Origin of the sequence: Streptomyces sp. CA-251247 (assembly GCF_050952975.1) — a bacterium.
GTDB classification, from domain to species: domain Bacteria; phylum Actinomycetota; class Actinomycetes; order Streptomycetales; family Streptomycetaceae; genus Streptomyces; species Streptomyces achmelvichensis.
Genome location: NZ_CP191861.1, coordinates 5,753,069 through 5,777,692 on the forward strand (window position 1 = coordinate 5,753,069; position 24,624 = coordinate 5,777,692).

18 protein-coding genes are annotated in these 24,624 nt (G+C 71.2%); 15 read left to right on the forward strand and 3 right to left on the reverse strand.

The features are described from left to right. Positions 1–287: 287 nt before the first annotated feature. From gatC to gatB, 4 genes are read left to right on the forward strand one after another with little or no spacing between them, the layout of a single operon-like run. Entirely contained in the window at positions 288–584 is a 297-nt protein-coding gene (gene gatC, locus ACQPWZ_RS25655; RefSeq protein WP_015036350.1) for an Asp-tRNA(Asn)/Glu-tRNA(Gln) amidotransferase subunit GatC, read from the forward strand. A gap of 5 nt (positions 585–589) precedes the next feature. After that, positions 590–2,083, forward strand: coding sequence for an Asp-tRNA(Asn)/Glu-tRNA(Gln) amidotransferase subunit GatA (gene gatA, locus ACQPWZ_RS25660; RefSeq protein ID WP_313943934.1), 1,494 nt, complete (start codon positions 590–592; stop codon positions 2,081–2,083). Continuing rightward, complete coding sequence (locus ACQPWZ_RS25665) at positions 2,080–2,322, forward strand: hypothetical protein (RefSeq protein ID WP_313943933.1); 243 nt, start codon at positions 2,080–2,082, stop codon at positions 2,320–2,322. Before gatA ends, ACQPWZ_RS25665 begins: the two co-directional genes overlap by 4 nt. Before the next feature lie 16 nt (positions 2,323–2,338). After that, complete coding sequence (gene gatB, locus ACQPWZ_RS25670) at positions 2,339–3,850, forward strand: Asp-tRNA(Asn)/Glu-tRNA(Gln) amidotransferase subunit GatB (protein ID WP_340475568.1); 1,512 nt, start codon at positions 2,339–2,341, stop codon at positions 3,848–3,850. Between the two features lie 99 nt (positions 3,851–3,949). Here gatB and ACQPWZ_RS25675 read toward each other — a convergent pair whose 3' ends face one another. After that, entirely contained in the window at positions 3,950–4,849 is a 900-nt protein-coding gene (locus tag ACQPWZ_RS25675; protein WP_340475569.1) for a hypothetical protein, read from the reverse strand. 336 nt (positions 4,850–5,185) lie between these two features. Between ACQPWZ_RS25675 and ACQPWZ_RS25680 the strand changes: the two genes are divergently transcribed. The 7 genes from ACQPWZ_RS25680 (at position 5,186) to ACQPWZ_RS25710 (ending at position 15,295) form a co-directional block, all read left to right on the forward strand. Beyond that, positions 5,186–7,282: a phosphocholine-specific phospholipase C gene (locus ACQPWZ_RS25680; protein WP_433572478.1), complete on the forward strand. Its 2,097-nt coding sequence runs from the start codon at positions 5,186–5,188 to the stop codon at positions 7,280–7,282. A 136-nt stretch (positions 7,283–7,418) separates the two neighbouring features. Beyond that, complete coding sequence (locus ACQPWZ_RS25685; protein WP_433572479.1) at positions 7,419–9,626, forward strand: MMPL family transporter; 2,208 nt, start codon at positions 7,419–7,421, stop codon at positions 9,624–9,626. Positions 9,627–9,644: 18 nt separating this feature from the next. After that, positions 9,645–10,202, forward strand: a complete 558-nt coding sequence (locus ACQPWZ_RS25690) for a GNAT family N-acetyltransferase (RefSeq protein WP_313943928.1) — start codon at positions 9,645–9,647, stop codon at positions 10,200–10,202. A 70-nt stretch (positions 10,203–10,272) separates the two neighbouring features. Beyond that, positions 10,273–10,887: a hypothetical protein gene (locus tag ACQPWZ_RS25695; RefSeq protein WP_433572480.1), complete on the forward strand. Its 615-nt coding sequence runs from the start codon at positions 10,273–10,275 to the stop codon at positions 10,885–10,887. A 79-nt stretch (positions 10,888–10,966) separates the two neighbouring features. Next, a complete protein-coding gene (locus ACQPWZ_RS25700; RefSeq protein WP_433572481.1) occupies positions 10,967–11,770 on the forward strand; it encodes a GNAT family N-acetyltransferase in 804 nt (267 codons plus the stop codon). Positions 11,771–11,966: 196 nt separating this feature from the next. Next, positions 11,967–12,137 (forward strand): hypothetical protein, encoded by a 171-nt coding sequence (locus ACQPWZ_RS25705; RefSeq protein ID WP_356698889.1) that lies wholly within the window; start codon positions 11,967–11,969, stop codon positions 12,135–12,137. A 95-nt stretch (positions 12,138–12,232) separates the two neighbouring features. Further along, positions 12,233–15,295, forward strand: a complete 3,063-nt coding sequence (locus tag ACQPWZ_RS25710) for a helix-turn-helix transcriptional regulator (protein WP_433573865.1) — start codon at positions 12,233–12,235, stop codon at positions 15,293–15,295. A 148-nt stretch (positions 15,296–15,443) separates the two neighbouring features. Here ACQPWZ_RS25710 and ACQPWZ_RS25715 read toward each other — a convergent pair whose 3' ends face one another. Together ACQPWZ_RS25715 and ACQPWZ_RS25720 are read right to left on the reverse strand one after the other, a co-directional pair. Continuing rightward, positions 15,444–16,607 carry a PQQ-dependent sugar dehydrogenase gene (locus tag ACQPWZ_RS25715; protein ID WP_433572482.1) on the reverse strand — a complete coding sequence of 388 codons (1,164 nt, stop codon included), beginning with the start codon at positions 16,605–16,607 and terminating at the stop codon, positions 15,444–15,446. A gap of 105 nt (positions 16,608–16,712) precedes the next feature. Further along, positions 16,713–17,711: an aldo/keto reductase gene (locus ACQPWZ_RS25720; protein ID WP_433572483.1), complete on the reverse strand. Its 999-nt coding sequence runs from the start codon at positions 17,709–17,711 to the stop codon at positions 16,713–16,715. An 89-nt stretch (positions 17,712–17,800) separates the two neighbouring features. On the opposite strand from ACQPWZ_RS25720, the gene ACQPWZ_RS25725 reads away from it, so the two are divergent. The 4 genes from ACQPWZ_RS25725 to ilvN all read left to right on the forward strand — a co-directional run bounded on the left by ACQPWZ_RS25725 (position 17,801) and on the right by ilvN (position 24,527). Then, the gene (locus tag ACQPWZ_RS25725) at positions 17,801–18,751 is read left to right on the forward strand and encodes a 2-hydroxyacid dehydrogenase (protein ID WP_433572484.1); all 951 of its coding nucleotides are present in this window, start codon (positions 17,801–17,803) and stop codon (positions 18,749–18,751) included. A 316-nt stretch (positions 18,752–19,067) separates the two neighbouring features. Next, a complete protein-coding gene (locus tag ACQPWZ_RS25730) occupies positions 19,068–21,878 on the forward strand; it encodes a putative bifunctional diguanylate cyclase/phosphodiesterase (RefSeq protein ID WP_433572485.1) in 2,811 nt (936 codons plus the stop codon). Between the two features lie 219 nt (positions 21,879–22,097). After that, positions 22,098–23,966, forward strand: coding sequence for an acetolactate synthase large subunit (locus tag ACQPWZ_RS25735; protein WP_340475580.1), 1,869 nt, complete (start codon positions 22,098–22,100; stop codon positions 23,964–23,966). A gap of 36 nt (positions 23,967–24,002) precedes the next feature. Further along, on the forward strand, positions 24,003–24,527 hold the full coding sequence (ilvN, locus tag ACQPWZ_RS25740) for an acetolactate synthase small subunit (RefSeq protein ID WP_005311534.1): 525 nt from the start codon (positions 24,003–24,005) through the stop codon (positions 24,525–24,527). Positions 24,528–24,624 lie beyond the last annotated feature (97 nt).

Below are 24,624 nucleotides of genomic sequence, written 5' to 3' on the forward strand. Positions count from 1 at the left end.
GCGCCGGGAGAGTCTGCCGTACCACTGTGACCCGTCCTCGCCGGTACCGCGGCGGCCCATGAGGTCGGAAAGCTGTTCGGGAGGCTGTCCGGGAGGCGCCCCCCGGCCATGAGCCGGGCGCCCGCCCCGCCTCGCCACCCGCGCCCGCAACCGCGTCCCCGGCAGCTGTCAGGATGGGCCGCCCGGAGCCCGTGGAGCGGCCCGGACGCGAAACCGTTTCGTGGGCAGCGCCCCGGGCCCCATAGGATTGGGCCAAACCACACACACTCACCCCTGAGGATCGCTGCATGCCTGGCATTACGCGCGAGGAGGTCGCCCACCTCGCCCGGCTGGCGCGTCTGGAGCTGAAGGGCGAAGAGCTCGACCACTTCGCCGGACAGCTCGACGACATCATCGGCGCGGTCGCCCGCGTCTCCGAGGTCGCCGACCAAGACGTACCCCCGACCTCCCACCCGCTGCCGCTGACCAATGTCATGCGCGCGGACGAGGTCCGTCCGTCGCTCACCCCCGAGCAGGCGCTCTCCGGCGCCCCGGCCCAGGAGCAGCAGCGTTTCAAGGTGCCGCAGATCCTGGGGGAGGACTGATCATCATGACGGACATCATCAAGCTCACCGCGGCCGAGATCGCCGGGAAGATCGCCGCCGGCGAACTGACCGCCGTGGAGGTCACCGAGGCCCACCTGGCCCGTATCGAAGCCGTCGACGAGAAGGTCCACGCCTTCCTGCACGTCGACCGCGAGGGCGCGCTCGCGCAGGCCCGTGCCGTCGACGCCAAGCGCGCCGCGGGCGAGAAGCTCGGCCCGCTGGCCGGTGTGCCGCTCGCGCTGAAGGACATCTTCACCACCGAGGGCATCCCGACCACTGTCGGCTCCAAGATCCTCGAAGGCTGGATCCCGCCGTACGACGCCACCCTGACGCGCAAGCTCAAGGAGGCCGACGTCGTCATTCTCGGCAAGACCAACATGGACGAGTTCGCCATGGGGTCCTCCACCGAGAACAGCGCGTACGGCCCCACGGGCAACCCGTGGGACCTGACCCGTATCCCGGGCGGTTCCGGCGGCGGCTCCAGCGCCGCGCTGGCCTCGCACCAGGCCCCGCTCGCCATCGGCACGGACACCGGCGGTTCCATCCGCCAGCCCGCGGCCGTCACCGGCACGGTCGGCGTCAAGCCCACCTACGGCGGCGTCTCCCGCTACGGCATGGTGGCGTTCTCCTCCTCCCTCGACCAGGGCGGCCCCTGCGCCCGCACGGTCCTGGACGCGGCCCTGCTGCACGAGGTCATCGCCGGTCACGACCCGCTGGACTCCACGTCCATCGACGCCCCGGTCCCGGCGGTCGTCGAGGCCGCGCGCAACGGCTCCGTCACCGGCATGCGCGTCGGTGTCGTCCAGCAGTTCCGCGGCGAGCACTACCAGGCCGGCGTCATGCAGCGCTTCGACGAGGCCGTCGCGGTGCTCAAGGAGCTCGGCGCCGAGATCATCGAGCTGGACTGCCCGTCCTTCGACCTCGGCCTCTCCGCGTACTACCTGATCGCGCCGTCCGAGTGCTCCTCGAACCTCGCCCGCTTCGACGCCATGCGGTACGGCCTGCGGGTCGGCGACGACGGCACGAAGTCCGCCGAGGAGGTCACCGCTCTCACCCGTGAGGCCGGCTTCGGCGACGAGGTCAAGCGACGCATCATGCTCGGCACGTACGCGCTCAGCTCCGGCTACTACGACGCGTACTACGGCAGCGCCCAGAAGGTCCGCACGCTCATCAAGCAGGACTTCGACAGGTCCTTCGAGCAGGTCGACGTCATCGTCTCGCCGACGACCCCGACCACCGCCTTCCCGATCGGTGAGCGCGCCGACGACCCGATGGCGATGTACCTTGCCGACCTGTGCACCATCCCGACCAACCTGGCCGGCAACGCGGCGATGTCGCTGCCCGTCGGCCTGGCCCCGGAGGACAATCTCCCGGTCGGACTGCAGATCATCGCCCCCGCCATGAAGGACGACCGGCTGTACAAGGTCGGCGCCGCCGTCGAGGCCGCCTTCGTGGAAAAGTGGGGACACCCGCTGCTTGAGGAGGCTCCGTCGCTATGAGTGCCATGGCCAAGAAAGCCAAGAACTTCAAGAAGTCCAAGTCCGGTCTCTACGTGTCGCTCGGCACCACCGCGTTCGGTGCGCTCAGCGTCGCCAAGCAGGCCAGGCTCGCCCGCCAGGACAACGACACGCTCCGGCTCATCGATGCCGCCATCTCCGCCGCGGCCATCGTGACCGGCCTGGCGATCCTGTATCGCGAGCTGAAGCGGCTCGGCGACGACGACGTCCTGCTGGGCTGAGAGGGAATGTTTCACCGTGACCGTCACTGAACTGGTGTCGTACGAATCGGCCCTCGCCGAGTACGACCCCGTCATGGGCCTCGAGGTCCATGTCGAACTCGGCACCAAGACCAAGATGTTCTGCGGCTGTTCGACCGAGCTGGGCGCCGCGCCCAACTCGCAGACCTGCCCCACGTGCCTCGGTATGCCCGGCTCCCTCCCGGTCGTCAACGCGATCGGCGTCGAGTCGGCCATCAAGATCGGCCTCGCGCTCAACTGCGAGATCGCCGAATGGTGCCGCTTCGCCCGGAAGAACTACTTCTATCCGGACATGCCGAAGAACTTCCAGACCTCGCAGTACGACGAGCCGATCGCCTTCAACGGCTATCTGGACGTCCAGCTCGAGGACGGGGAGATCTTCCGCGTCGAGATCGAGCGCGCCCACATGGAGGAGGACACCGGCAAGTCGACGCACGTCGGCGGTGCCACCGGCCGTATCCACGGCGCGTCCCACTCCCTGCTGGACTACAACCGTGCCGGCATCCCGCTGATCGAGATCGTCACCAAGCCGATCGAGGGCGCCGGCGAGCGCGCGCCCGAGGTCGCCAAGGCGTACGTCGCCGAACTGCGCGAGCTCATCAAGGCGCTCGGTGTCTCCGAGGCCCGGATGGAGATGGGCCAGATGCGCTGCGACGTGAACCTGTCGCTGCGCCCGCACGGCCGGGAGAAGTTCGGCACGCGCTCGGAGACGAAGAACGTCAACTCGCTGCGTTCCGTCGAGCGTGCGGCCCGCTTCGAGATCCAGCGGCACGCCGCGGTGCTCGGCTCCGGCGGCACCATCGTCCAGGAGACCCGCCACTTCCACGAGGAGGACGGTTCCACGACGTCCGGCCGTGTGAAGGAGGAGGCCGAGGACTACCGGTACTTCCCGGAGCCCGACCTCGTCCCGGTCGCTCCGCCGCGTGAGTGGGTCGAGGAGCTGCGGGGGACCCTGCCCGAGCTGCCGCGACTGCGCCGCAACCGGCTGCGCGAGGAGTGGGGTGTCTCCGAGCACGACATGCAGTCGATCCTCAACGCGGGTGCGCTCGACCTGATCGTCGCCACCGCCGACGCGGGCGCCCCGGCCGACCAGGCCCGTAAGTGGTGGATGGGCGAACTGGCCCGTAACGCCAACGAGTCCGGCCGTGCGCTGGACCAGCTGCCGATCACTCCGGAGCAGGTCGCGCGCGTCACCGCGCTCGTCGCGTCCGGCGATCTGAACGACAAGCTGGCCCGCCAGGTCATCGAGGGCGTCCTCGCGGGCGAGGGCGACCCGGACACCGTGGTCGAGAAGCGGGGCCTGAAGGTCGTCTCCGACGAGGGCGCGCTGGGCACGGCCGTCGACGAGGCGATCGCCGGCAACGCGGCCGTCGCGGACAAGATCCGCGGTGGCAAGGTGGCCGCCGTGGGCGCGCTGGTCGGCGCGGTCATGAAGGCCACCCGTGGCCAGGCGGACGCGGCTCGCGTCAAGGAACTCATCCTGGAGAAGCTCGGCGTCACCGAGGGCTGATCGACACGCACCGTCCCAGGCGGCCTGTACCGAACGGTGCGGGCCGCCTCGGCGTCTCCGCCGTGGGCGCGGAGCCCCGCGGTCGTCGGCTGCCCCAGGTCAGTTGCGTATGCCCAGGCCCGGCAGCAGCAGCTCGCCGCGGTCCTTGCAGCTGGCGTCCCGGGCCCGCAGTTCGTTCGGCTGCGACGTGCCCCGGGCCCTCAGCTCCGCCAGCGCCAGCCGCGCTGCCTCCGCCGCTTCGGGCCGCTCGGGCTGCGGGAACTCCGCCTGCCACCAGCCTCGGTCGCGGGAGTGCCAGCCACGGGAGAACATCAGCCGGGCACGCTCCGGGCTGTCCTCGCCGTCCCGGTCGTCGACCGAGACATGCAGCCCGTCCGGCAGCGAGTAGGAGATCTGGAGCTGGCGGCCGCGGTCGGCGCCGCTGGTCAGGGAGAACCCGGCCCAGTCGCCTCCCACCTGTACGGAGAGCTGCTCGATCCAGGCGCCCAGCAGCAGCCCCAGGGCACTCTCGAAGTGGTCGAGGCTGGAGGCCATCCTCCCGCCGGGCCGCTCCACCGGACGCTCGCCGGGGCCGCTGCGGTCCAGCTGCCAGATGTACGGCAGCAGGTCGAAGTCGTGATGCTCGTCCGCCGACCAGGCGCCGCCCCACTCGAAGGTGCGGCGCTCCTCGCTCTCCAGGTATTCCGTGGGGTGGACCGACAGCTCGGCGTGGTGCCGGGTCGCCGAGAGGAGGACCGTCCTTGCGGCGTCCCGCCAGCGGACATTGGGTCCGTCGGCGGAGCCGCCGTAGAGCGTGGGCTCCCCGATCCGGGCCACGATCGCGTCGTACACCTCCCGGAACGCCTCCCGCCGCTCCCGCAGCGAGGCGCTCGGGTGGTAGGCGAGCACGGGCACGGGAACGCGGCCGATGTACCCCGCGGGCGCGTCGTGCAGCGCCAGCGCGAAGTCCGCGGCTTCGCAGGGCGTCAGGATCGGCTGATTGGTCCCCGTGGTCTCCATGCCGTCCATCGTGCCAGTCGCCGCCGACAACACCGGGGGTGCGCAGGGGGATTTACGGTTTCCGGACGGCGCGGATTTACCTCCGGGACACCGGCCGGACGCGGGCGTACAGGTCACGGCCCTGTCCCGCCCGGCCGACAAGCGCCGCACAGCCCGACGCAGCCGGATCGGAGTCCCGCGGACCTGGCGAGAATTCGCGGTGCCGAGGGGACGGGCGCGGCCCGTCGGCAGGGGGAGGGCCGGCACGGGACCGTTCACCACGGCGCCGTCCACGGGTCTTCCCCACGTCATCCGGCCCGACTACGGTCCCGGCAGCACCGGAATCAGGAGGATCACTTGACCACGGACATGTCACGGCGGCGTCTGCTCGCCCTCGGCGGAGGCGCCATCGGCGCCGCGGCGGCCGGGTCGTTGCTGCCTCCGTCCCTGCAGGCGGCACTGGCCGCCGAGCCTCCTTCCGGCGGGATGCGGGCGATCAGGCATGTCGTCGTGCTGATGCAGGAGAACCGGTCCTTCGACCACTACTTCGGCGCGCTCCGCGGTGTCCGCGGCTTCGGCGACCGCAACGCCGTCGAGCTGCCCACCGGCGGCTCCGTCTTCGAGCAGCCGGGACCGAACGGCAGCGCCGTGCTGCCCTTCCCGGTGCGCGACGCCGCCGAGGCGCAGCAGAAGGACCTCCAGTACATCGGCGCACTCGACCACTCCTGGAGCGGCGGCGCCAAGGCCTGGGGCGGCGGCTGGATGAACAACTGGGTCTCCGCCAAGTCGGCCGCGACGATGGCGTACTACGACCGGCGTGACATACCGCTGCACTACGAGCTCGCCGACACCTTCACCATCTGCGACGCCTACCACTCCTCGATCCACACCTCCACCAGCCCCAACCGCAACCACCTGTGGAGCGGGAAGACCGGCTTCGAGGCGGACGGGACGCGGGCCGTCGACAACGACGCCTACGACGAGGGCACCCACCCCGGCTACGACTGGGGCACCTACGCCGAACGTCTGGAGCGGGCGGGGCGCAGCTGGAAGACGTACACCGAGTGGGAGAACTTCACCGACAACCAGCTGGAGTTCTTCACCACCTTCAAGGCCGTGGCCCGCAAGGCGCTCGCCCGGACCGGCGGCCACACCTTCATGGAGTCGTTCTACGCGGCCGTCCGCGACACCGAGGACGCCGCCGGACGCGAACGGCTGCTGTCCCTGCTGGAGGAAGGCGTCGCCACGCTCTCCCGCACCGAGCGCCGGCTCTTCGAGCGCGGGCTGCGGCGCGTGCCGACCGGCACCCTCGCCGAGGAGTTCGCACGGGACGTCGCCGCGGGCACGCTGCCCGACGTGTCCTATCTCGTCCCCTCCGCCGTCGACTCCGAGCACCCGAGCGTCTCCTCGCCCATCCACAGCGCCACGATCGTCTACAAGATCCTGGACGCCCTCGGCAGGCATCCTGATGTGTGGCGGCACACCGCCCTGCTCATCAACTACGACGAGAACGACGGCTTCTTCGACCATGTGCCGCCGCCCGTCGCGCCCCCCGAGGTCACCGAGGAGCAGTGGCAGGGCAAGCCCACCGGCCTCGGTATCCGGGTGCCGCTGCTCGTCGTCTCGCCGTGGTCCGTCGGCGGCTACGTCTGCTCCGAGGTCTTCGACCACACCTCCGTGATCCGCTTCCTGGAGGAATGGACGGGCGTACGGGAGCCCAACATCGGTACCTGGCGTCGCACGGTCACCGGCGACCTCACCTCCGCGTTCGACTTCCGCCGGGGCAGGCCGCAGCCGGACGTCGAACAGCCCGGCGCCATTCCGGCGTTCAGCGGCCGCTGGCAGCCGAAGCCGCCGCAGGTCCAGCGGATGCCGGAGCAGGAGCCGGGCAGCCGGCCCGCACGGCCGCTGCCGTACCAGCCCGATGCCCACGGCCGGGTCACCGGCGGCTCGTTCACGGTCGCGCTCAGCAACAGCGGCCGGTCGAGCGCACACTTCGCGCTGTACCCGTACGCCGGCGAGTTCCCCGTCCCGCAGCACAAGGACGTCCGGGGCACGGCGCACTGGACGGTCCCCCTCGCCGGGGACGCCTACCGCTTCACGATCACCGGCCCCAACGGCTTCCGCCGTGAGTTCGCCGGCACCGCCAAAGGCTCCGCGGCGCTCACCACACAGGTCGACCACCACGACCGGGATCTCCACCTCGTGCTGCGCAACGACGGCAGCAGGCCGGTCACGTTCACCGTCCGGCCGCTGGCCTACGTCGACGAGGCCGACCTCGACGACTGGACCCGCTCCATCACGGTCAAGCCCGGACGCAGCCGCACCGTCGTCCACTCGGCGGCGGATGCGCACGGCTGGTACGACATCGAGGTGACGGCCGACCGCGAGCCCGCGTTCCGCCGCCGGTTGACGGGTCATGTCGAGAACGGCCGCGCCAGCGTGTCGGGGTGAGCGCACAACCCTGTGAGCAAGCCCACGAAAGGGGCAAACGATCACGATCGACTGTCAGAGTGTTGCCTTGTAGGTCATGAGTTCTTTGCGGGCTGTTCCCGGACAAAGATCCACGAACCATCCGGGGAGCAGTCCGTTGGCAGCCATTGCCCGTTGGTGCGTCGCGCACCGGCTCGTCGCCGTACTCCTCTGGCTCTTCACCCTCGGGGGCGTCGCCGCCGCCGCGGGGTTCGCGGGGTCTGCGTACTCCACCGATTACGACGTCCCCGGCACCGAGTCGGGCCGCGCCACGGCGCTGCTCGACGCCGGCTTCCCCGGCCGCGGCGGCGACTCCGACACCATCGTCTGGCACACCGAGGACGGCAGCGTCCGGGCCGCCGAGGTCCGGCAGCGCATGTCCCGGATGCTCGGTGAGGTCGCCGGACTCGACGGAGTCGCCGCCGTCACCGGCCCGTACGGATCCGAGGGCTTCGGGCAGACCAGCGAGGACGGACGCACCGCCTTCGCCACCGTGACCTTCACGCAGAAGGCCGACGACATTCCGCTGCCGCAGATCGAAGCGGTCGTCACCGCGGCCGAAGCCGCCGAGACGGACACAGTCCGGGTCGCGCTCGGCGGCAGTGCGGTCGTCCGCACGGAGTCGGCGCCCCCGGGGCATGTCGCCGAGGTCGTCGGGGTGGCCGTCGCGGCCGTCGTCCTGTTCCTCGCCTTCGGCTCGTTCGCGGCCTGTCTGCTGCCGATCGCCACCGCGCTGGTCTCCGTCGGCACGGCGTACGCGGGCATCGTCCTGCTCGGTCATGTGATGACCGTCGCCGACTTCGCGCCCATGCTCGGGCTGCTGATCGGGCTGGGCGTCGGTATCGACTACGCGCTGTTCATCGTCACCAGACACCGCACGGGCCTGCGCCGCGGGCTGCCCGTCGCGGAGGCCGCCCGCAACGCCGTCGCCACCACCGGGCGAGCCGTGGTCTTCGCCGGCGCCACCGTCTGCATCGCCCTGCTCGGCATGCTCATCCTGCGGCTCGACTTCCTCAACGGTGTCGCGATCGCCGCATGCCTCACCGTCGTGCTGACCGTGGCCGCCTCGGTGACCCTGCTGCCCGCCCTGCTGTCCTTCATCGGCATGCGTGCGCTCGGCGCCCGGGAACGGCGCCGACTGGCCAGGCGCGGCCCCCGGCGACAACTGCCCTCCGGGTTCGCCGCTCGCTGGTCCGCGTTCGTGGAACGCCGGTCGAAGCTGCTGGGAGGTGTCGCCGCCGTCGTCATGCTGGTCCTCGCGGTGCCGACCCTCTCGCTCCACCTCGGCACCTCGGACCAGGGCAACAACGCCTCCACCGCGACCACCCGTCAGGCCTACGACCTGCTCGCCGACGGGTTCGGCGCAGGCGTCAACGGACCTCTCACCCTCGTCGCCCGCCTCGACAGCGCCGACGACCGGCTCGCGATGAACACCCTGGCGGGCACTCTGCGCGGTACGGAGGGCGTCGCGTCGGCCGGCCCGGTGACGTACAACGGCAGCGGCGACACGGCCCTGCTCGCCGTCGTACCGGACTCGGCGCCCCAGTCGAAGGCCACCAGCGAACTCGTGGACCGGCTGCGCGACGACGTCCTGCCGGCCGCCACCGACGGCACGTCGCTCGATGTGTACGTCGGCGGAGTCACCGCGAGCTACGACGACTTCGCCGACATCATCGTCGGCAAACTGCCCCTCTTCGTGGGCGTGGTCATCGCACTCGGCTGTCTGCTTCTGCTGCTGGCGTTCCGATCCGTCGGCATCCCGGTGAAGGCCGCCGTGATGAACGTCGCCGCCGTCGCCTCGTCCTTCGGCATCGTCGTCGCCGTCTTCCAGTGGGGCTGGGGCAGCGAGCTGCTGGGACTCGGCCGAGCGGGCCCCATCGAGCCGTTCCTGCCGGTCATCATGGTCTCGGTGCTCTTCGGACTCTCGATGGACTACCAGGTCTTCCTGGTCAGCCGGATGTACGAGGAGTGGCTGGAGACCGGGGACAACTGCCGGGCCGTGCGCGTCGGGCTCGCCGAGACCAGCCGGGTGATCAACTCCGCGGCCGTCATCATGATCTCCGTCTTCCTCGCCTTCGTCCTCAGCGGCGACCGGGTCATCGCGATGTTCGGCATCGCGCTCGCGGCGGCCGTCGCCCTGGACGCCTTCGTCCTGCGCACGCTGCTGGTGCCCGCCCTCATGCACCTGCTCGGCGGCGCCAACTGGTGGCTCCCCGGCTGGCTCGACCGCCGGCTGCCGAGGATCAGTATCGAAGCTCCCGACATCCGTTCGCATGCGAGGATCCCAGAGCAGCGCACGAGCGAGGACGGGCAGCTCGTGCCATGACGGGCCGAAGGAGCTCCGATGTTCGCGATATCCCTGGGCGACGAGGCGGCGGAACTGCGCCCCCTGGAGCCGTGGCAGGCCGAGGAGTTCCTCGCCCACATGGACCGCGGGCGTGAGTTCATCGGTGAGTTCATCGCCCTCGCCGCCGCGGCCACGGACCTCGATTCGGCCCGGGCCTTCCTGCACTCCTACGCGGAGAAGCAGGCGGCGGACGGCGGACGGATCTACGGCATCTGGCTGGACGGGACGCTGGTCGGCGGGGTGCTCTTCCGGGTCTTCGACGCCGCCCTGGAGTACTGCGAGGTCGGCTGCTGGCTCGAACCGGCGGCCGTCGGCAAGGGGCTCGTCACCCGGGCGGTCCGGCTGCTGATCGACTGGGCCGTGGTCGAGCGGGGAATCCACCGCGTCGAGTGGATGGCGGCCTCCGGGAACACCGCGAGCGTCAATGTCGCCAAACGGCTCGGGATGACGCGGGAGGGCGTGCTGCGGGACGCGTTCCCCTACCGCGGCGTGCGCCACGACATGGAGGTCTGGTCCGTTTTGGCGCCGGAGTGGCGGGAGCTGCGGAGCCGCTGAGCGGCCGTGCCTGCGCGGCCGGCCGCGCTTGTTAAGGGGACTCTCAGACAAGCCGCCTAGCGTGCGCCCCATGAACCCCACCGAAACCGACAAGACCACCGACAAGACGACGCAGCCGGCGGCAGCCGGCACCGGCGCTGTCGACACGAAGGCCGAGGACACGGCCGTCGCGGCCCCCGGGACGTCGGAGAAGACCGCAGGCACGACCGCGGAGACCGTGGGGGACGAGCACGACACCGCGGTCTCCGACGACATCGACGCCGACGAGCGGCTTGATGTGGACGATGACGGACGGACGCCCCGTGCCTCCTCCGGCCTCGCCGCGTCCGCCGGAGCCGTCTTCGCGGCGGGACTGGGCGTCGTCGGCCTCAGCGGCAGCTGGATCGGCCGGATCGCCGCCGAGCGGCAGACCCTGATCGGTCAGATCAAGACGTCCCAGGGCGGCTCCCCGGCCGACCAGATCTCCGCGATCTACGGCGACGCCTGGCACACCACCGCCCTCAGCAACGGCGTCTTCGCACTGCTCGCGCTGATCATCGGCCTCGTCGTCCTCACCCGGCCCCGGAAGTCCGGCTGGGTACACGCCGTCGCCGTGGCCGGAGCCGCACTCGGCGCCCTCGGACTGATCGTGTCCATCGGCATGTACTTCGACATCATCCTGGCCCTGCCCAGCGCCGGGTCCTGAGCACCGGACAGCCACCCGTGGGCACCGGGCACCGGTAAATCCGGTGCCCCGAGCCCCTGCCGGGTGTTCCCCTGTGCGGATGGACCATGAGGAAGCACTCCGGCTGTTCGACCGCAGGCTCCGTCGGCGCACCGGCGCCGACGGGCCACAGGCCCGGCTGCGGCGGGCCGGCGACGTGATCCGGGAGAGCGGATCCGACGACGACTGGCACGGCGTCGTCTGGTCGGGTCTCGACGCCGCCACCGCCGACGCGGCCATCGCCGCACAGATCGCGTACTTCACCGCGCTCGGACGCGACTTCGAGTGGAAGCTGTACGCCTACGACCGACCCCACGACCTCGGTGCCCGGCTGCGGGCCGCGGGCTTCACGCCCGAGCCCGAGGAGACGCTGATGGTCGCCGAGACCGCCGCTCTTCCGGCCCCCACCACGCTCCCCGACGGCATCCGGCTCGTGGAGGTCATCGACCCCGCGGGTGTGGAGCTGATGGCCGAGGTGCACGAGCAGGCCTTCGGCACCAGTGCGGCGAAACTGCGCGACCAGCTCCTCACTGAGCTCTCGCGCACCCCGGACACTGTGCTGATGACCCTGGCCATGGCCGGTGACCTGCCGGTCTGCGCGGCCCGGATGGAACTGCACCCCGGCACCGGGTTCGCGAGCCTGTGGGGCGGCGGCACGCTCGCGGCCTGGCGGGGCCGCGGCATCTACCGCGCCCTGGTCGCCCACCGCGCCCGCCTCGCCGCGGCGAAGGGCTACCGCTACCTCCAGGTCGACGCGTCGGACCAGAGCCGCCCGATTCTTCAGCGGCTCGGATTCGCCGTCCTCACCACCACGACGCCCTACCTCTACGAGCAGCGCGTCCACGCGTCGCGACCGACCGTCTGAGGCCCCCGCAGCGCGCGCTGAGGCGGTACGCGGCCGGGCCTTAGGCGGTACTGGGCCGTCGTAAGGCCCGTCTAAGGCCCCCGCCCCCGCGAAGATGCGGCACTCTCCCGATGTGAGCGACCCCCCTGGGCGACGAGATTGGTGGCACGGCAGAAAGCCGGCAGGACCACCGGAGAATCCGACCAGGGAGTACGACATGTTCGAGTACGAGATCGCTCAGATCCGCCGGGCCGAGCTGATTCAGGAGGCCGAGACCGAGCGTCTGGTGCGCCAGGTGCGCCGGGCCCGCCGTGCCGCGAGGCGGTCGGCCAAGGACGGGGAGGGGCCGGTGAGCCGGCTCAGCGAACGCTTCGTCCGGGCCGCCTGAACCGGCCGGGCCGTCCGACCGTGACCGTCGTACCGATCAGGGCCGAGGGCAGGGCCGCAGGCAGGGATCCCGCCGCGTTGTCGGAGCCCTGTGCGATGCTCGGCACCGTGGAGACCATGTCCGTGAGTCCGGTGTTCGTGGGGCGGGCGGGGGAGTTGTCGGTGCTCACCGACGCACTCGCCCGCGCGGCCGGCGGCGGTGCTTCGGGGAGCCCCGCGGGCGAACCGCAGGCGCTGCTCGTCGGTGGTGAGGCCGGGGTGGGCAAGACCCGCCTCGTCGAGGAAGTGCTCGCCGAGGCGTGCCGTCGCGACGCTGTCGTGGCGGTCGGGGGATGCGTCGAGATCGGCGCGGACGGGCTGCCGTTCGCGCCGTTCTCGACGGCGCTGCGCGCCCTGCACCGACAGCTGCCCGATGAACTGGCCGCGGCCGCGGCGGGCCAGGAACACGAACTGGCGCGTCTGCTCCCCGAATTGGGGGAGCGTCACGAGCGGAGCCGGCACGACGAGGAGGGCATGGCGCGCCTCTTCGAGCTGACCGCCCGGCTGCTGGAGCGGATCGCCACGGACCGCACGGTGGTGCTGGTGCTGGAGGACATGCACTGGGCCGACGCGTCGACCCGTCATCTGCTCGCCTATCTCTTCCGCACGCTGCGGAGCGGCCGGCTGGTCGTGATCGCGACCTATCGCTCCGACGATGTGCACCGCCGCCATCCGCTGCGGCCCTTCCTCGCCGAGCTCGACCGCATGCGGACCGTGCAGCGCATCGAGCTGACCCGGTTCAACCGCGGTGAGGTGCACCGCCAGCTCGCCGGAATCCTTGCCGCAGAACCCGAACCGCCCATGGTGGACCGGGTGTTCGAGCGCTCCGACGGCAATGCGTTCTTCGTCGAGGAACTGGCGCGCAGCATGGCCGACCGCTGCCCGAGCCTGCCCGACTCGCTGCGGGACATCCTGCTGGTGCGCATCGAAGCGCTGCCCGAGGACGCCCAGCGGGTCGCGCGCATCGTCGCCGAGGGCGGCTCGACCGTGGAGTACGGGCTGCTGTTCGCCGTCGCCCGGCTGTCCGAGGACGACCTGATCGAGGCCCTGCGGGCAGCCGTCGGCGCCAACATCCTGCTGGCCACACCGGACGGCGACGGCTACCGCTTCCGGCACTCCCTGGCCCGCGAGGCCGTCAGCGACGATCTGCTGCCCGGCGAGCGCTCCCGGCTCAACCGGCGCTACGCCGAAGCGCTGGAGGCCGATCCCACGCTCGTGCGCGACGAGGAACGCGTCATGCGGCTGGCCAGCTACTGGTACCACGCGCACGACGCCGCCAAGGCCCTGCCCGCGGTGCTCGCCGCCTCGGTCGAGGCCCGCCGCCGCCACGCCTACTCCGAACAACTGCGGTTGCTGGAGCGGGCGATGGAGCTGTGGGACAGCGCCCCCGCCGATGTACGGGCGGCGCTGCGTCCCCTGGACTACGCGGAGGCCTACCCTCCGTGCGGCTGCGACCCGCAGACCACACCACTGCGCTTCCTCGATCTGATGGCGGAGGCGGCGGTCGCCGGGCGCCTGTGCGGCGAACGCGAGCGTGCCCTGAAGATCACCAAACGGGGGCAGCGGCTCGCGGAAGCCGACGACGACCCCCTGCGCGGCGCCTGGTTCTCCCTCCAGCGCTCCCTGCTGGTCTCCTCGCTGGGCCGCGGCGACGGCTGGGCCGAACTCGCCGACGCCCAGGAACTGGTGCGCGGACTGCCGCCGTCCCCGGTGCACGCGGAGGTGCTCGCCGAGGCGGCAAGCTGGGGCATGGTGCATGCCCCCGGCCCGGGGAGTCTGGCGACCGCCGAGCGCGCCGTGGAGTACGCCCGCATGGTCGGCGAGGAGGACAACGAACTGAGGGCCCGGCTGACGCACGGCAGCCTGCTGGTCGACGCCGGTCATGTCGACGACGGCCTGGCGGAGATGTACCTCGTCAAGGAGCGTGCCGTGCTTCTCGACCTGCCCTCGCTCATCGGCCGCACCCATGTGAACCTCCCGTCCGTACTGGAGGGCATCGGCCGCTCGGCAGAGGCGGTGGACGTGCTCGCCGAGGGCGTCACGCTCTCCCGCAAGTACGGTCTGTGCGACACCGAGGCCTGGATGCTCGGCAACCTCGCCGAGTCGTACCACTCGCTCGGCCGCTGGGACGAGACGCTGGAGGCTGCGGAACGGGCCCTGCGGATCGGGCTCAGTCCCAAGCCCCGGGGCTACGCGGCCACCCGGCTCGCGACCCTGGCCCTGGCCCGCGGCGACACGGCGAGGGCCACGGAGCATCTGGAGGCGGCGCGCGCCCACTTCGGGCCGCACGACCCCATGCCACAGAGCTCCCTCCCGCTGGACGTGATCGCCCTGGGCATCGCGGCGGCGCAGGGACGGGTCACGGAGGCGCGGGCGGAGTTCGAGCGGGCGGCAAAGGCCGGTTTCCCGCCGGGCACCCAGCGGTACGCCTGGCCGCTGCTGCGCGCGGCGGCCACGCTGGAGGCCGACACCCGTGGCCTGCCCACGGCGGTACCGGGCCGCGCCGAAGCGCTGGACCGCATCCGCAAGGCGGCCCGCACGCTGGTCACCGCGGTCCCCGTCTGGACGGCCCACGAGCGGTGGGTACGGGCCGAACTGCTGCGCGCGGGCGGCCAGGACACGGCCGCCGACTGGGAAGAAGCCGGCGTGGCCTTCGGGGCCGTGGACTTCCCCCACGACCTGGCACGGGTCCGCATGCGCTGGGCGGAGTCCCTGCTGCCCTCGGACCGCACCCGCGCGGCGACACTGCTGCGCGAGGCGGCGGAGACGGCACGGGGGCTGTGCGCACGCCCGCTCTCCGAGGACATCGCACTGCTCGCCCAGCGCGCCCGGATCTCCCTGACCGACGACCCGCCCACCGCCCCGGCCGCGACCCGGGCCGCCCCTGGCCCGGTGTTCGGTCTGACCCGCCGCGAGGAGGACGTCCTGCGGCTGGTGGCGGCGGGCCGGAGCAATCGCCAGATCGCGGAGGAGCTCTACATCTCGCCGAAGACGGCGAGCGTGCACGTCTCCAACATCCTGGCCAAGCTGGGCGTCTCGGGCCGCGGCGAGGCGGCGGCGACGGCCCACCGCCTGCGCCTGTTCCCGACGCCGGACGAGGACCACCCGGCTTCGGCCTGAACGGGCCGTAGGGCTGAGCCTGAAGGGGCGATCAGGCTCGCCGTGAACCGGGGGCCGGCTCGAGGCGCCGGGCGGACGCCCCGGTGGGGTGCCCGAGCCCGGAGCGGGTGGGGGTCACCCGCCCCCGGGGACCGCCCCTACGCGGCGCCTACGTGACGTCCAGCTGGAGGATCTTGTCGTCGCCCGCCGCAGGCGTGCCCCTGTTGTCCGTCTCGCTGGTCACCAGCCAGAGTTCGGAGCCGCCCACCGCCAGGACCGTGCGCAGCCGGCCGTGCTCCTCCTCCAGGAACGACTGCGGGTCCGCCGAGGCTTTGGTGCCCGCCAGCGGGATCCGCCAGAGCCGCTCGCCCCGCAGCCCCGCCATCCAGATCGAGCCCTCCGCGTACGCGATGCCGCTCGGCGACGCCTCGGACGTCTTCCAGACCGCCACCGGCTGCACGAAGCCGGACCCGCCGCCCTTGCCCTCGACCTCCGGCCAGCCGTAATTCTTGCCCGGCTCGATCAGATTCAGCTCGTCCCAGGTGTTCTGCCCGAACTCCGATGCCCACAGCCGCTTCTCGGAGTCCCAGGCCAGCCCCTGCACATTGCGGTGCCCCCACGAGTAGACGACCGAGTCGGCGTCGGGATTGCCGTGCACCGGCTGCCCGTCGGGGGTCATCCGCAGGATCTTGCCGCCCAGTGACTTCTTGTCCTGCGCGAGCCCCGTCTCACCCGTCTCGCCCGTGCCCGCGTAGAGCATCTTGTCCGGGCCGAACGCGATCCGTCCGCCGTTGTGGATGGAGCCCTTGGGGATGTCGCGCAGGACCGTGTCCGGGGCCCCCAGCTGCTGGCCGGGCGGCTTCCGCTCGTCGTACAGCATGCGGGCGATGCGGTTGTCCGACGCGGTGGTGAAGTACGCGTACACCTGGTGGTCGGAGGCGAAGGTCGGGGAGACGGCCAGGCCCAGCAGCCCGCCCTCGCCCTCCGGGGAGACACCCGGCACCGAGCCGATCTCCGTCTGCTTCCCGGTCTCCACGTCGACGCGGGTGACCGTCCCCTCGTCGCGCGAACCCACCAGCAGGTCGCCGTCCGCCAGCGCGGCCACGCCCCAGGGGGACTTGAGGTTCTCGGTGAGCGTGGACACCACCTTCGCCGAGCCCTTCGCCGGAGGCGCGGAGGGACTCGCCGCACCGCCGGATGCGGACCCGGTGGGGGCCGGTTTCGCGGTCGCCCCCGACCGGTCGCCCGCGGGCGTGCCGTCATCGGACGAGCACCCGGCGGTGAGCACCAGGAGGGCAGCGGCCAGCACGGCCGTCACTGCGGGACGTGGCACAGGACTGATCCTTTCGACGGCTGCGGAAGCTGCCTGACTACCCTTCCTACACCGCCCGGGCCCCAGAGGTTCCCGATCTTCCGGACCGGATCACAAGAGTTGCCGTCAGTCCCAAGATCCGCGTGCCGGCGGCAGTCCCGCAACCTCCGCCACGTCCCGGGCCGAGAGCGCCAGCCGCACCGCGTCCGCGTTCTCCACCGCCCACCGCTCCCGCTTCGCCCCCGGGACGGCCACCACGTGCCGGCCCCGGCCCAGCACCCAGGCCAGTGCCACCTGCGCGGGAGTGGTGTCCGGGCCGTGCCGTTCCGCGATCCGCCGCAGGCCGGCGACGACGGGCTGGTTCGCCGCCATCATCTCGGCCGTGAACCGCGGATGCCGTGCCCGGACGTCGTCCGGCTCGAAGCCCTGCCCCGGTGTGAGCGTCCCGCTCAGAAACCCGTTCCCCAGCGGCATGGCCGCGAGGAAGCCCACTCCGCGCGCCGCGCACCACGGCAGCAGCCGCTCCAGAGCCTCCGGGGACCAGACCGACAGTTCCGCCTGCACGGCGCTGACCGGGAAGACCTGCTGGACGCGTTCCAGCTGCCGGATCGTTCCCTCGTACAAATGGGCGCCCGAGCGCCGCGACGCGCGGGCCCCCACGGCGCTCAGTCCCAGCGCGCGCACCTTCCCGGCACCCACCAGCTCCGCCATCGCTCCCCAGGTCTCCTCGACGGGGACCTCGGGGTCGGCGCGGTGCAGTTGGTAGAGGTCGATCACATCGGTCTGGAGCCGGCGCAGCGACGCGTCGCAGGCCCGCTTCACATAGCCCGGGCGGCCGTTGGCGACCACGTGCTGATCACCGACGAGCAGGCCGACCTTGGTCGAGACGAACGCGTCGCGGCGGCGCTCCTTCAGCACCCGGCCGACCAGCAGTTCATTGGTGAACGGCCCGTACATGTCGGCCGTGTCCAGCAGCGTGGAACCGGCGTCCAGCGCGGCGTGCACCGTTCGCAGCGAGCGGTCGCCGCGCTGCTGGGAGGCGCTGTACGCCCAGCTCATCGGCATACAGCCGAGTCCGACGGCACCCGTCTCGAGAGCCGCCGCACCGATTGTCCTGCGCTCCAACTGCCCGTATCCCTCCGTCGGCCGACCCCAAACTAACCAATGCACCGGCCCGCGCTGCGCGCAGCCTCACGACCATTAGCCTCCTGACCATGACTTCAGACGTGTGGCTCCCCATTCCGGCCGGCGAGATCGACGGACTCCCGGACCCCGCCGGGTCGGGTCTGAACTACCGTTTCTGGGACGGAGGTCCGGACTTCCCCGCCGACCCGGCGGACTGCGTCTTCTACGCGGTCCCCTACATGAAGGGCATGGAGGTCGCGGTGCGTCCGCTGTCCGCCATGACCTCCGTACAGGTCGTGCAGACGCTCTCGGCCGGTATCGACCATGTGCAGCCGGGCGTGGGCTCGCTGCCTCCGGGCGTACGGCTGTGCAATGCCAAGGGCGTCCACGAGGCCTCGACCGCCGAGCTCACGCTCGCCCTGATCCTCGCCTCCCTGCGCGGCTTCCCCGGTTTCGTCCACGGTCAGGACAAGGAGGAATGGCGGGCGGGCTTCTATCCGGCTCTGGCCGACAAGTCGGTGCTCATCGTCGGGTACGGCTCGATCGGCGCGGCGATCGAGGACCGGCTCGTGCCCTTCGAATGTGCGCGGGTGGCGCGCGTCGCGCGCTCCGCACGCGCTTCGGAGCGCGGCGAGGTGCACGCACTGACCGATCTGCCGGCCCTGCTGCCGCAAGCGGACGTGGTCATTCTGTCCACGCCGCTGACCGAGCGGACGAAGGGCCTGGTGAACGCGGGCTTCCTCGCCGGGATGAAGGACGGCGCCCTTCTGGTGAATGTCGCGCGCGGCCCGGTCGTGGACACCGAGGCTCTTCTCGCGGAGGTCGGCAGCGGCCGGCTGACGGCCGCCCTCGACGTCACCGACCCGGAGCCGCTGCCGTCCGGGCATCCGCTGTGGCACGCTCCCGGCGTACTCATCAGCCCTCATGTCGGCGGCTCCACTTCGGCGTTCATGCCGCGTGCCAAGCGGTTGCTGGCCGGACAAGTCACCCGATTCGAGGCAGGTGACCCCGTACGCAACGTCGTGCTCACAACTGAATGAACGAACACCCCGCCACATGCGGCAACTCTGTGAAGTCACTCGGTTGCACCGCGTGCCGGTGACACGAGCGACGGTCACGGAGAGTAGAGGGGCTATATCCCAGAGTGACGATCCTGGTGTATCGTCCGGACTCGGGGGCTGTGCCGGGCGAGGGGCGGCGCAGTGACGCGACCTGACTGCCGATCAGACTTCGAGGGGGGCGACGGGCGATGTACGGCCAATGGACGAACGATCCGACGCGGCAGGGCCGCCGACGACCACCCTTGCACCCTCCTCCGGGCGGCGGTGCGACGCCGGCTCCGCGAGGAGTGGCGCGGTGAGCGCGCAGGGAGCGCTCATGGCCCGGCGGGCGGTCCCCGGCAAGGGCTCGGGGCTGGTCCCGCAACTGGTGCTGGCCGGCGTCTGCGCGGGGTACGGCGTGGGCGCGGCCTTCGGCTGGGGCTCCCGCGAACTGTCGCTGATCATGGGCGACTTCGGCCTCAGTGCCGCCGCCCTGATCGCCGCGGTCTCCTGCTTCCTCTACGCGCGCAGCGGGCAGAGCCGTTTCCGTCCCGCCTGGGTGCTGTTCGCGGTCTCCTCCGCCATGGCATCCGCGGGGAACGCCGTGTGGGGCTGGTACGAGGTCGTGCTCGACCGTGAGGTGCCGAGCCCGTCCATCGCCGATCTGTTTTTCCTCTGCTTCGCGCCGCCCGCCATCGTCGGGCTCCTGGTCCTCGCCAAGCGTCCCGTCACCCGGGCCGGCTGGGTCTGCCTCGCCCTCGACGCCTGGCTGATCGGCGGCTCGCTGCTGACCCTCTCCTGGAGCCTCGCGCTCGCCCACACCACGCACGTCCAGGAGACGAGCGTGGCGCCCGCCGCGCTCTCCCTGGCCTATCCGCTGCTGGACATCGTGCTGGTCAGCATGGTGCTCGCGCTGCACTTCAGGCGCTCGTCCACCAACCGCTCCGCCGTCAACACCGCCATCGCCGCGCTCGCCCTCACCGTGCTGTGCGACGCGCTGTTCACCTCCCCCCTGCTGCGGGAGAGCTACCGCTCCGGCCAGATCCTCGACGCGGGCTGGTTCGCCGGCTCCCTGCTGCTGGCCTACGCGCCCTGGGGTGCGCGGCGCTCGGTCGAAGCGCCCGGAGGGCCGCGAGGCCCCCGTCTGCCCAGCCGGCCGGTCGCGGGCTCCCTGGCGGCCCTCACGCCCTACCTCGCCGCCGCGGTCTGCACCCTCGGCATCCTCTACAACGTTGTCGAGGGCCGGCGGGTCGACCGTGTCGTCGTCCTGACCGGCTGCACGGTGGTGCTCGCCCTGGTGGTCCGGCAGGGCATCATGCTCCTCGACAACATCGCGCTCACCCATGAACTGGCGCAGAAGGAGAACCACTTCCGCTCCCTCGTGCAGGGCTCCAGCGACGTCATCATGATCGCGGCCTCCACCGGGATCCTGCGCTATGTGAGCCCCGCCGCCGCCGGTGTGTACGGCCGGGAGGCGGACGAGCTCATCGGTTCGGAACTGGCCTCGCTCATCCATCCCGAGGACTTCGGACGCGTCGTCCACGAGGTGCGCCGGTTTCTCGCCGCTCCACCGGCGGAGGAGCCCACCACCCGGATCGAGTGCCGCTTCCGCTCCGGCACCGGTGACTGGCTCAACGTGGAGTCCACGGTCAACCGGCACCAGGGCGGCCTGATCTTCAACAGCCGCGATGTCACCGAACGGGTGAGACTTCAGGCCCAGTTGCAGCACAACGCCGAACACGACCCGCTCACCGATCTGCCGAACCGGGCGCTGTTCACCGAGCGCGTGCGTCAGTCCCTCACCGGCCGGCGGTCCGGGGACCCGGGCACCGCGGTGCTCTTCATCGACCTCGACGGCTTCAAGGGGGTCAACGACCGCCTCGGCCACCAGGCGGGTGACGAGCTGCTGATCCAGGCGGCCCGCCGGCTGGCCGAGTCCGTCCGTGCGGGGGACACCGCGGCGCGGCTCGGCGGGGACGAGTTCGCCGCCCTGATCCTCGGTGACGGCACCCGCGACGCGTCGGCCCGCGAGTCCCAGGTCCGCGAGATCGCCGACCGGCTGCGGCTCACGCTCTCGCAGCCGTACCGCATCGACGGCAGCGAAGTGCGGGTGGCCGCCTCCATCGGGGTGGCCTTTGCCGAGCCCTCGATCACCCCCACCGACCTGATGCGCAACGCCGACCTCGCCATGTACCGCGCGAAGGCCGGCGGCAAGGACCGTGTCGAGCTGTACGCACCGCAGATGCAGGCCGAGGTGGTCCGCCGCTCCGAACTCGCCGCACGGCTGCGCAGCGCACTGCACGACGGCGAGTTCGCGCTGCTGCACCAGCCGGTGGTGAGCCTGGCCACCGGCCGGATCGAGGCCGTCGCGGCGCAGGCCCGCTGGCGCTCCACCCAGGGCATCCTGTTCACGCCCGCGGAGTTCCTGCGGGTCGCCGACGACGGCGACCGCACCGCGGAGCTCGGCCGCTGGCTCCTGGAGGAAGCGGTGGAGCAGGCCGCCGAGCGCAGCAGAATCGGCCACCGGGTGCCGGTCTCCGTCCGTATCTCCGCGCGGGGACTGCTGGACAGATCGATGCCGCTCGGCTCCATCGAGGCGCTGCTGACCCGGCACGGACTGGCGTCGGGCGCGCTGATCATCGAACTGGCCGACAGCGATCCGCGGATCTCGTTCGACGAGCTGGAGCAGCGCCTCGTCTCGCTGCGCCGGCTGGGCGTGCGGATCGCCCTCGACGGCTTCGGGAGCGGCTATGCCGCCATCAACGCCCTTCGCAGACTGCCGGTGGATGTCTTGAAGCTGGACAGAGGACTGGTGGAGGGCGTCGTGGAGTCGGCGCGTCTGCACAAGATCACCAGTGGTCTGCTGCGCATCGCCTGCGACCTCGGGATGCAGTCCGTGGCCGACGGGGTGGATGTGCCGGAGCAGGTTCTCGCGCTGCGTGCCATGGGATGTACACACGGCCAGGGCATGGCCTTCTCCGGCGCGCTGGACGAGTATCGGCTGCGCAGAGCGCTGGTCCGCGACGAGTTCCCGGTGCCCGGCGGCATCGCTCTGCCGGTGCTGACGGGTGGCGCTCTACCGGCCCAGAGCGGATCACATGGTGAGACGCGCGTCCCACCCACTTGACACTCCCCCCGCGTCGGGGGGAGGGTCTGTGCCATGCGCACCCGAATTCTCGTACTTGGAAAGCGCGTCGGCTGAGTGGGCCATGACGGCCCGCAGACCCCTCCCGACGCGCTCCCCTCGCTTGCCTCATGGCACGAGGGGTTTTTTGTTGCACCGGCACCACCGTCAAAACGCACAAAACGAGCAGTCCTCGCATAAACCCTCAGCTTCGAGAAGAGAATGCCGATGACCGAGCAGGCCACCGGGGCCCACCATCCGCAGCCGCGGGCCCGTACCGGCGGACACCAGACCGCTGCAGTTGAGCACGTCACGGGCGCGCAGTCCCTCATCCGCTCTCTCGAGGAAGTGGGGGCCGACACGGTGTTCGGCATCCCCGGCGGCGCCATCCTCCCCGCGTACGACCCGATGATGGACTCGCAGCGGGTGCGCCACGTCCTGGTCCGCCACGAGCAGGGCGCGGGTCACGCCGCCACCGGCTACGCGCAGGCCACCGGCAAGGTCGGCGTCTGCATGGCCACCTCGGGCCCCGGCGCCACGAACCTGGTCACCCCGATCGCCGACGCGCACATGGACTCCGTCCCCATGGTCGCGATCACCGGCCAGGTCGCCTCCAAGGCCATCGGCACGGACGCCTTCCAGGAGGCGGACATCTGCGGCATCACGATGCCGATCACCAAGCACAACTTCCTGGTCACCAACGCCGACGAGATCCCGCGCACCATCGCCGAGGCCTTCCACATCGCCTCCACCGGCCGCCCGGGTCCCGTTCTCGTCGACATCGCGAAGGACGCCCTGCAGGCGCGGACCACCTTCAGCTGGCCGCCGCAGACCGACCTGCCCGGCTACCGCCCGGTGACCAAGCCGCACGCCAAGCAGATCCGTGAGGCCGCCAAGCTCATCACCCAGGCCAAGCGGCCCGTCCTGTACGTCGGCGGCGGCGTTCTGAAGGCCAACGCCACCGCCGAGCTGAGGGTTCTCGCCGAGCTCACCGAAGCCCCCGTCACCACCACCCTGATGGCGCTGGGCGCGTTCCCCGACAGCCACCCGCTGCACGTGGGAATGCCGGGCATGCACGGAGCGGTCACCGCCGTCACCGCGCTGCAGAAGGCCGACCTGATCGTCGCCCTCGGAGCCCGTTTCGACGACCGTGTCACCGGCAAGCTGGACAGCTTCGCCCCGTTCGCCAAGATCGTGCACGCGGACATCGACCCGGCCGAGATCGGCAAGAACCGCACAGCCGACGTCCCGATCGTCGGTGACGCCCGCGAGGTCATCGCCGACCTGGTGCTGGCCGTCCAGGCCGAGCACAGCGAGGGCCGCACCGGTGACTACAGCGCCTGGTGGAAGGACCTCAGCCGCTGGCGCGACACCTACCCGCTGGGCTACGACCAGCCGGACGACGGCAGTCTGTCCCCGCAGCAGGTCATCCAGCGCGTCGGGCAACTCGCGCCCGAGGGCACGATCTTCGCCGCCGGCGTCGGCCAGCACCAGATGTGGGCCGCTCACTTCATCGACTACGAGAAGCCCGCCACCTGGCTCAACTCCGGCGGCGCCGGGACCATGGGATACGCGGTCCCGGCCGCGATGGGCGCCAAGGCCGGCATGCCGGACCGCGCCGTCTGGGCGATCGACGGCGACGGCTGCTTCCAGATGACCAATCAGGAACTGACCACCTGCGCGCTCAACAACATCCCGATCAAGGTCGCCATCATCAACAACGGCGCCCTGGGGATGGTCCGCCAGTGGCAGACCCTGTTCTACAACCAGCGCTACTCCAACACGGTGCTGCACTCCGGCCCCGAGAACGGCATCGCCGTCGCGGGCCAGTCCAGCGGCGGCACCCGCGTCCCGGACTTCGTCAAGCTGTCCGAGGCCATGGGCTGTCACGCGATCCGCTGCGAGTCCCCGGACGATCTGGACAAGGTCATCGCCGAGGCGAACGCGATCAACGACCGCCCGGTCGTGATCGACTTCATCGTCCACGAGGACGCCATGGTGTGGCCGATGGTCGCCGCCGGCACCTCCAACGACGAGGTCATGGCCGCCCGCGGGGTCCGCCCCGACTTCGGCGACAACGAAGACGACTGAGCGCGCTTAAGAGAACGAGTAGAGAGAAACCGACCCATGTCCAAGCACACGCTCTCCGTTCTGGTCGAGAACACGCCCGGCATCCTCGCCCGGATCGCCGCCCTGTTCTCCCGCCGCGGCTTCAACATCGACTCGCTCGCCGTGGGCGTCACCGAGCACCCCGACATCTCCCGCATCACCATCGTGGTCAATGTCGAGGACCTGCCGCTGGAGCAGGTGACCAAGCAGCTCAACAAGCTGGTCAACGTCCTGAAGATCGTCGAGCTCGAACCTGGCGGTGCGATCCAGCGCGAACTCGTGCTGGTGAAGGTCCGCGCCGACAACGAGACGCGCTCGCAGATCGTCGAGATCGTCCAGCTGTTCCGCGCCAAGACCGTGGACGTCTCACCCGAGGCGGTCACCATCGAGGCCACCGGTTCGAGTGACAAGCTCGAGGCGATGCTGAAGATGCTGGAGCAGTTCGGCATCAAGGAGCTCGTCCAGTCCGGCACGATCGCCATAGGGCGCGGTGCCCGGTCCATCACCGACCGGTCCCTGCGCGCTCTGGACCGCAGCGCCTGACAGCGCCCGCCCCGCGCTCTGCTCGCATCGCGAGACCGTCGCACTTTCGCCCCCGACCCCGCCGTACGGTGGGACGCACACCTGCACACCAAGGAGA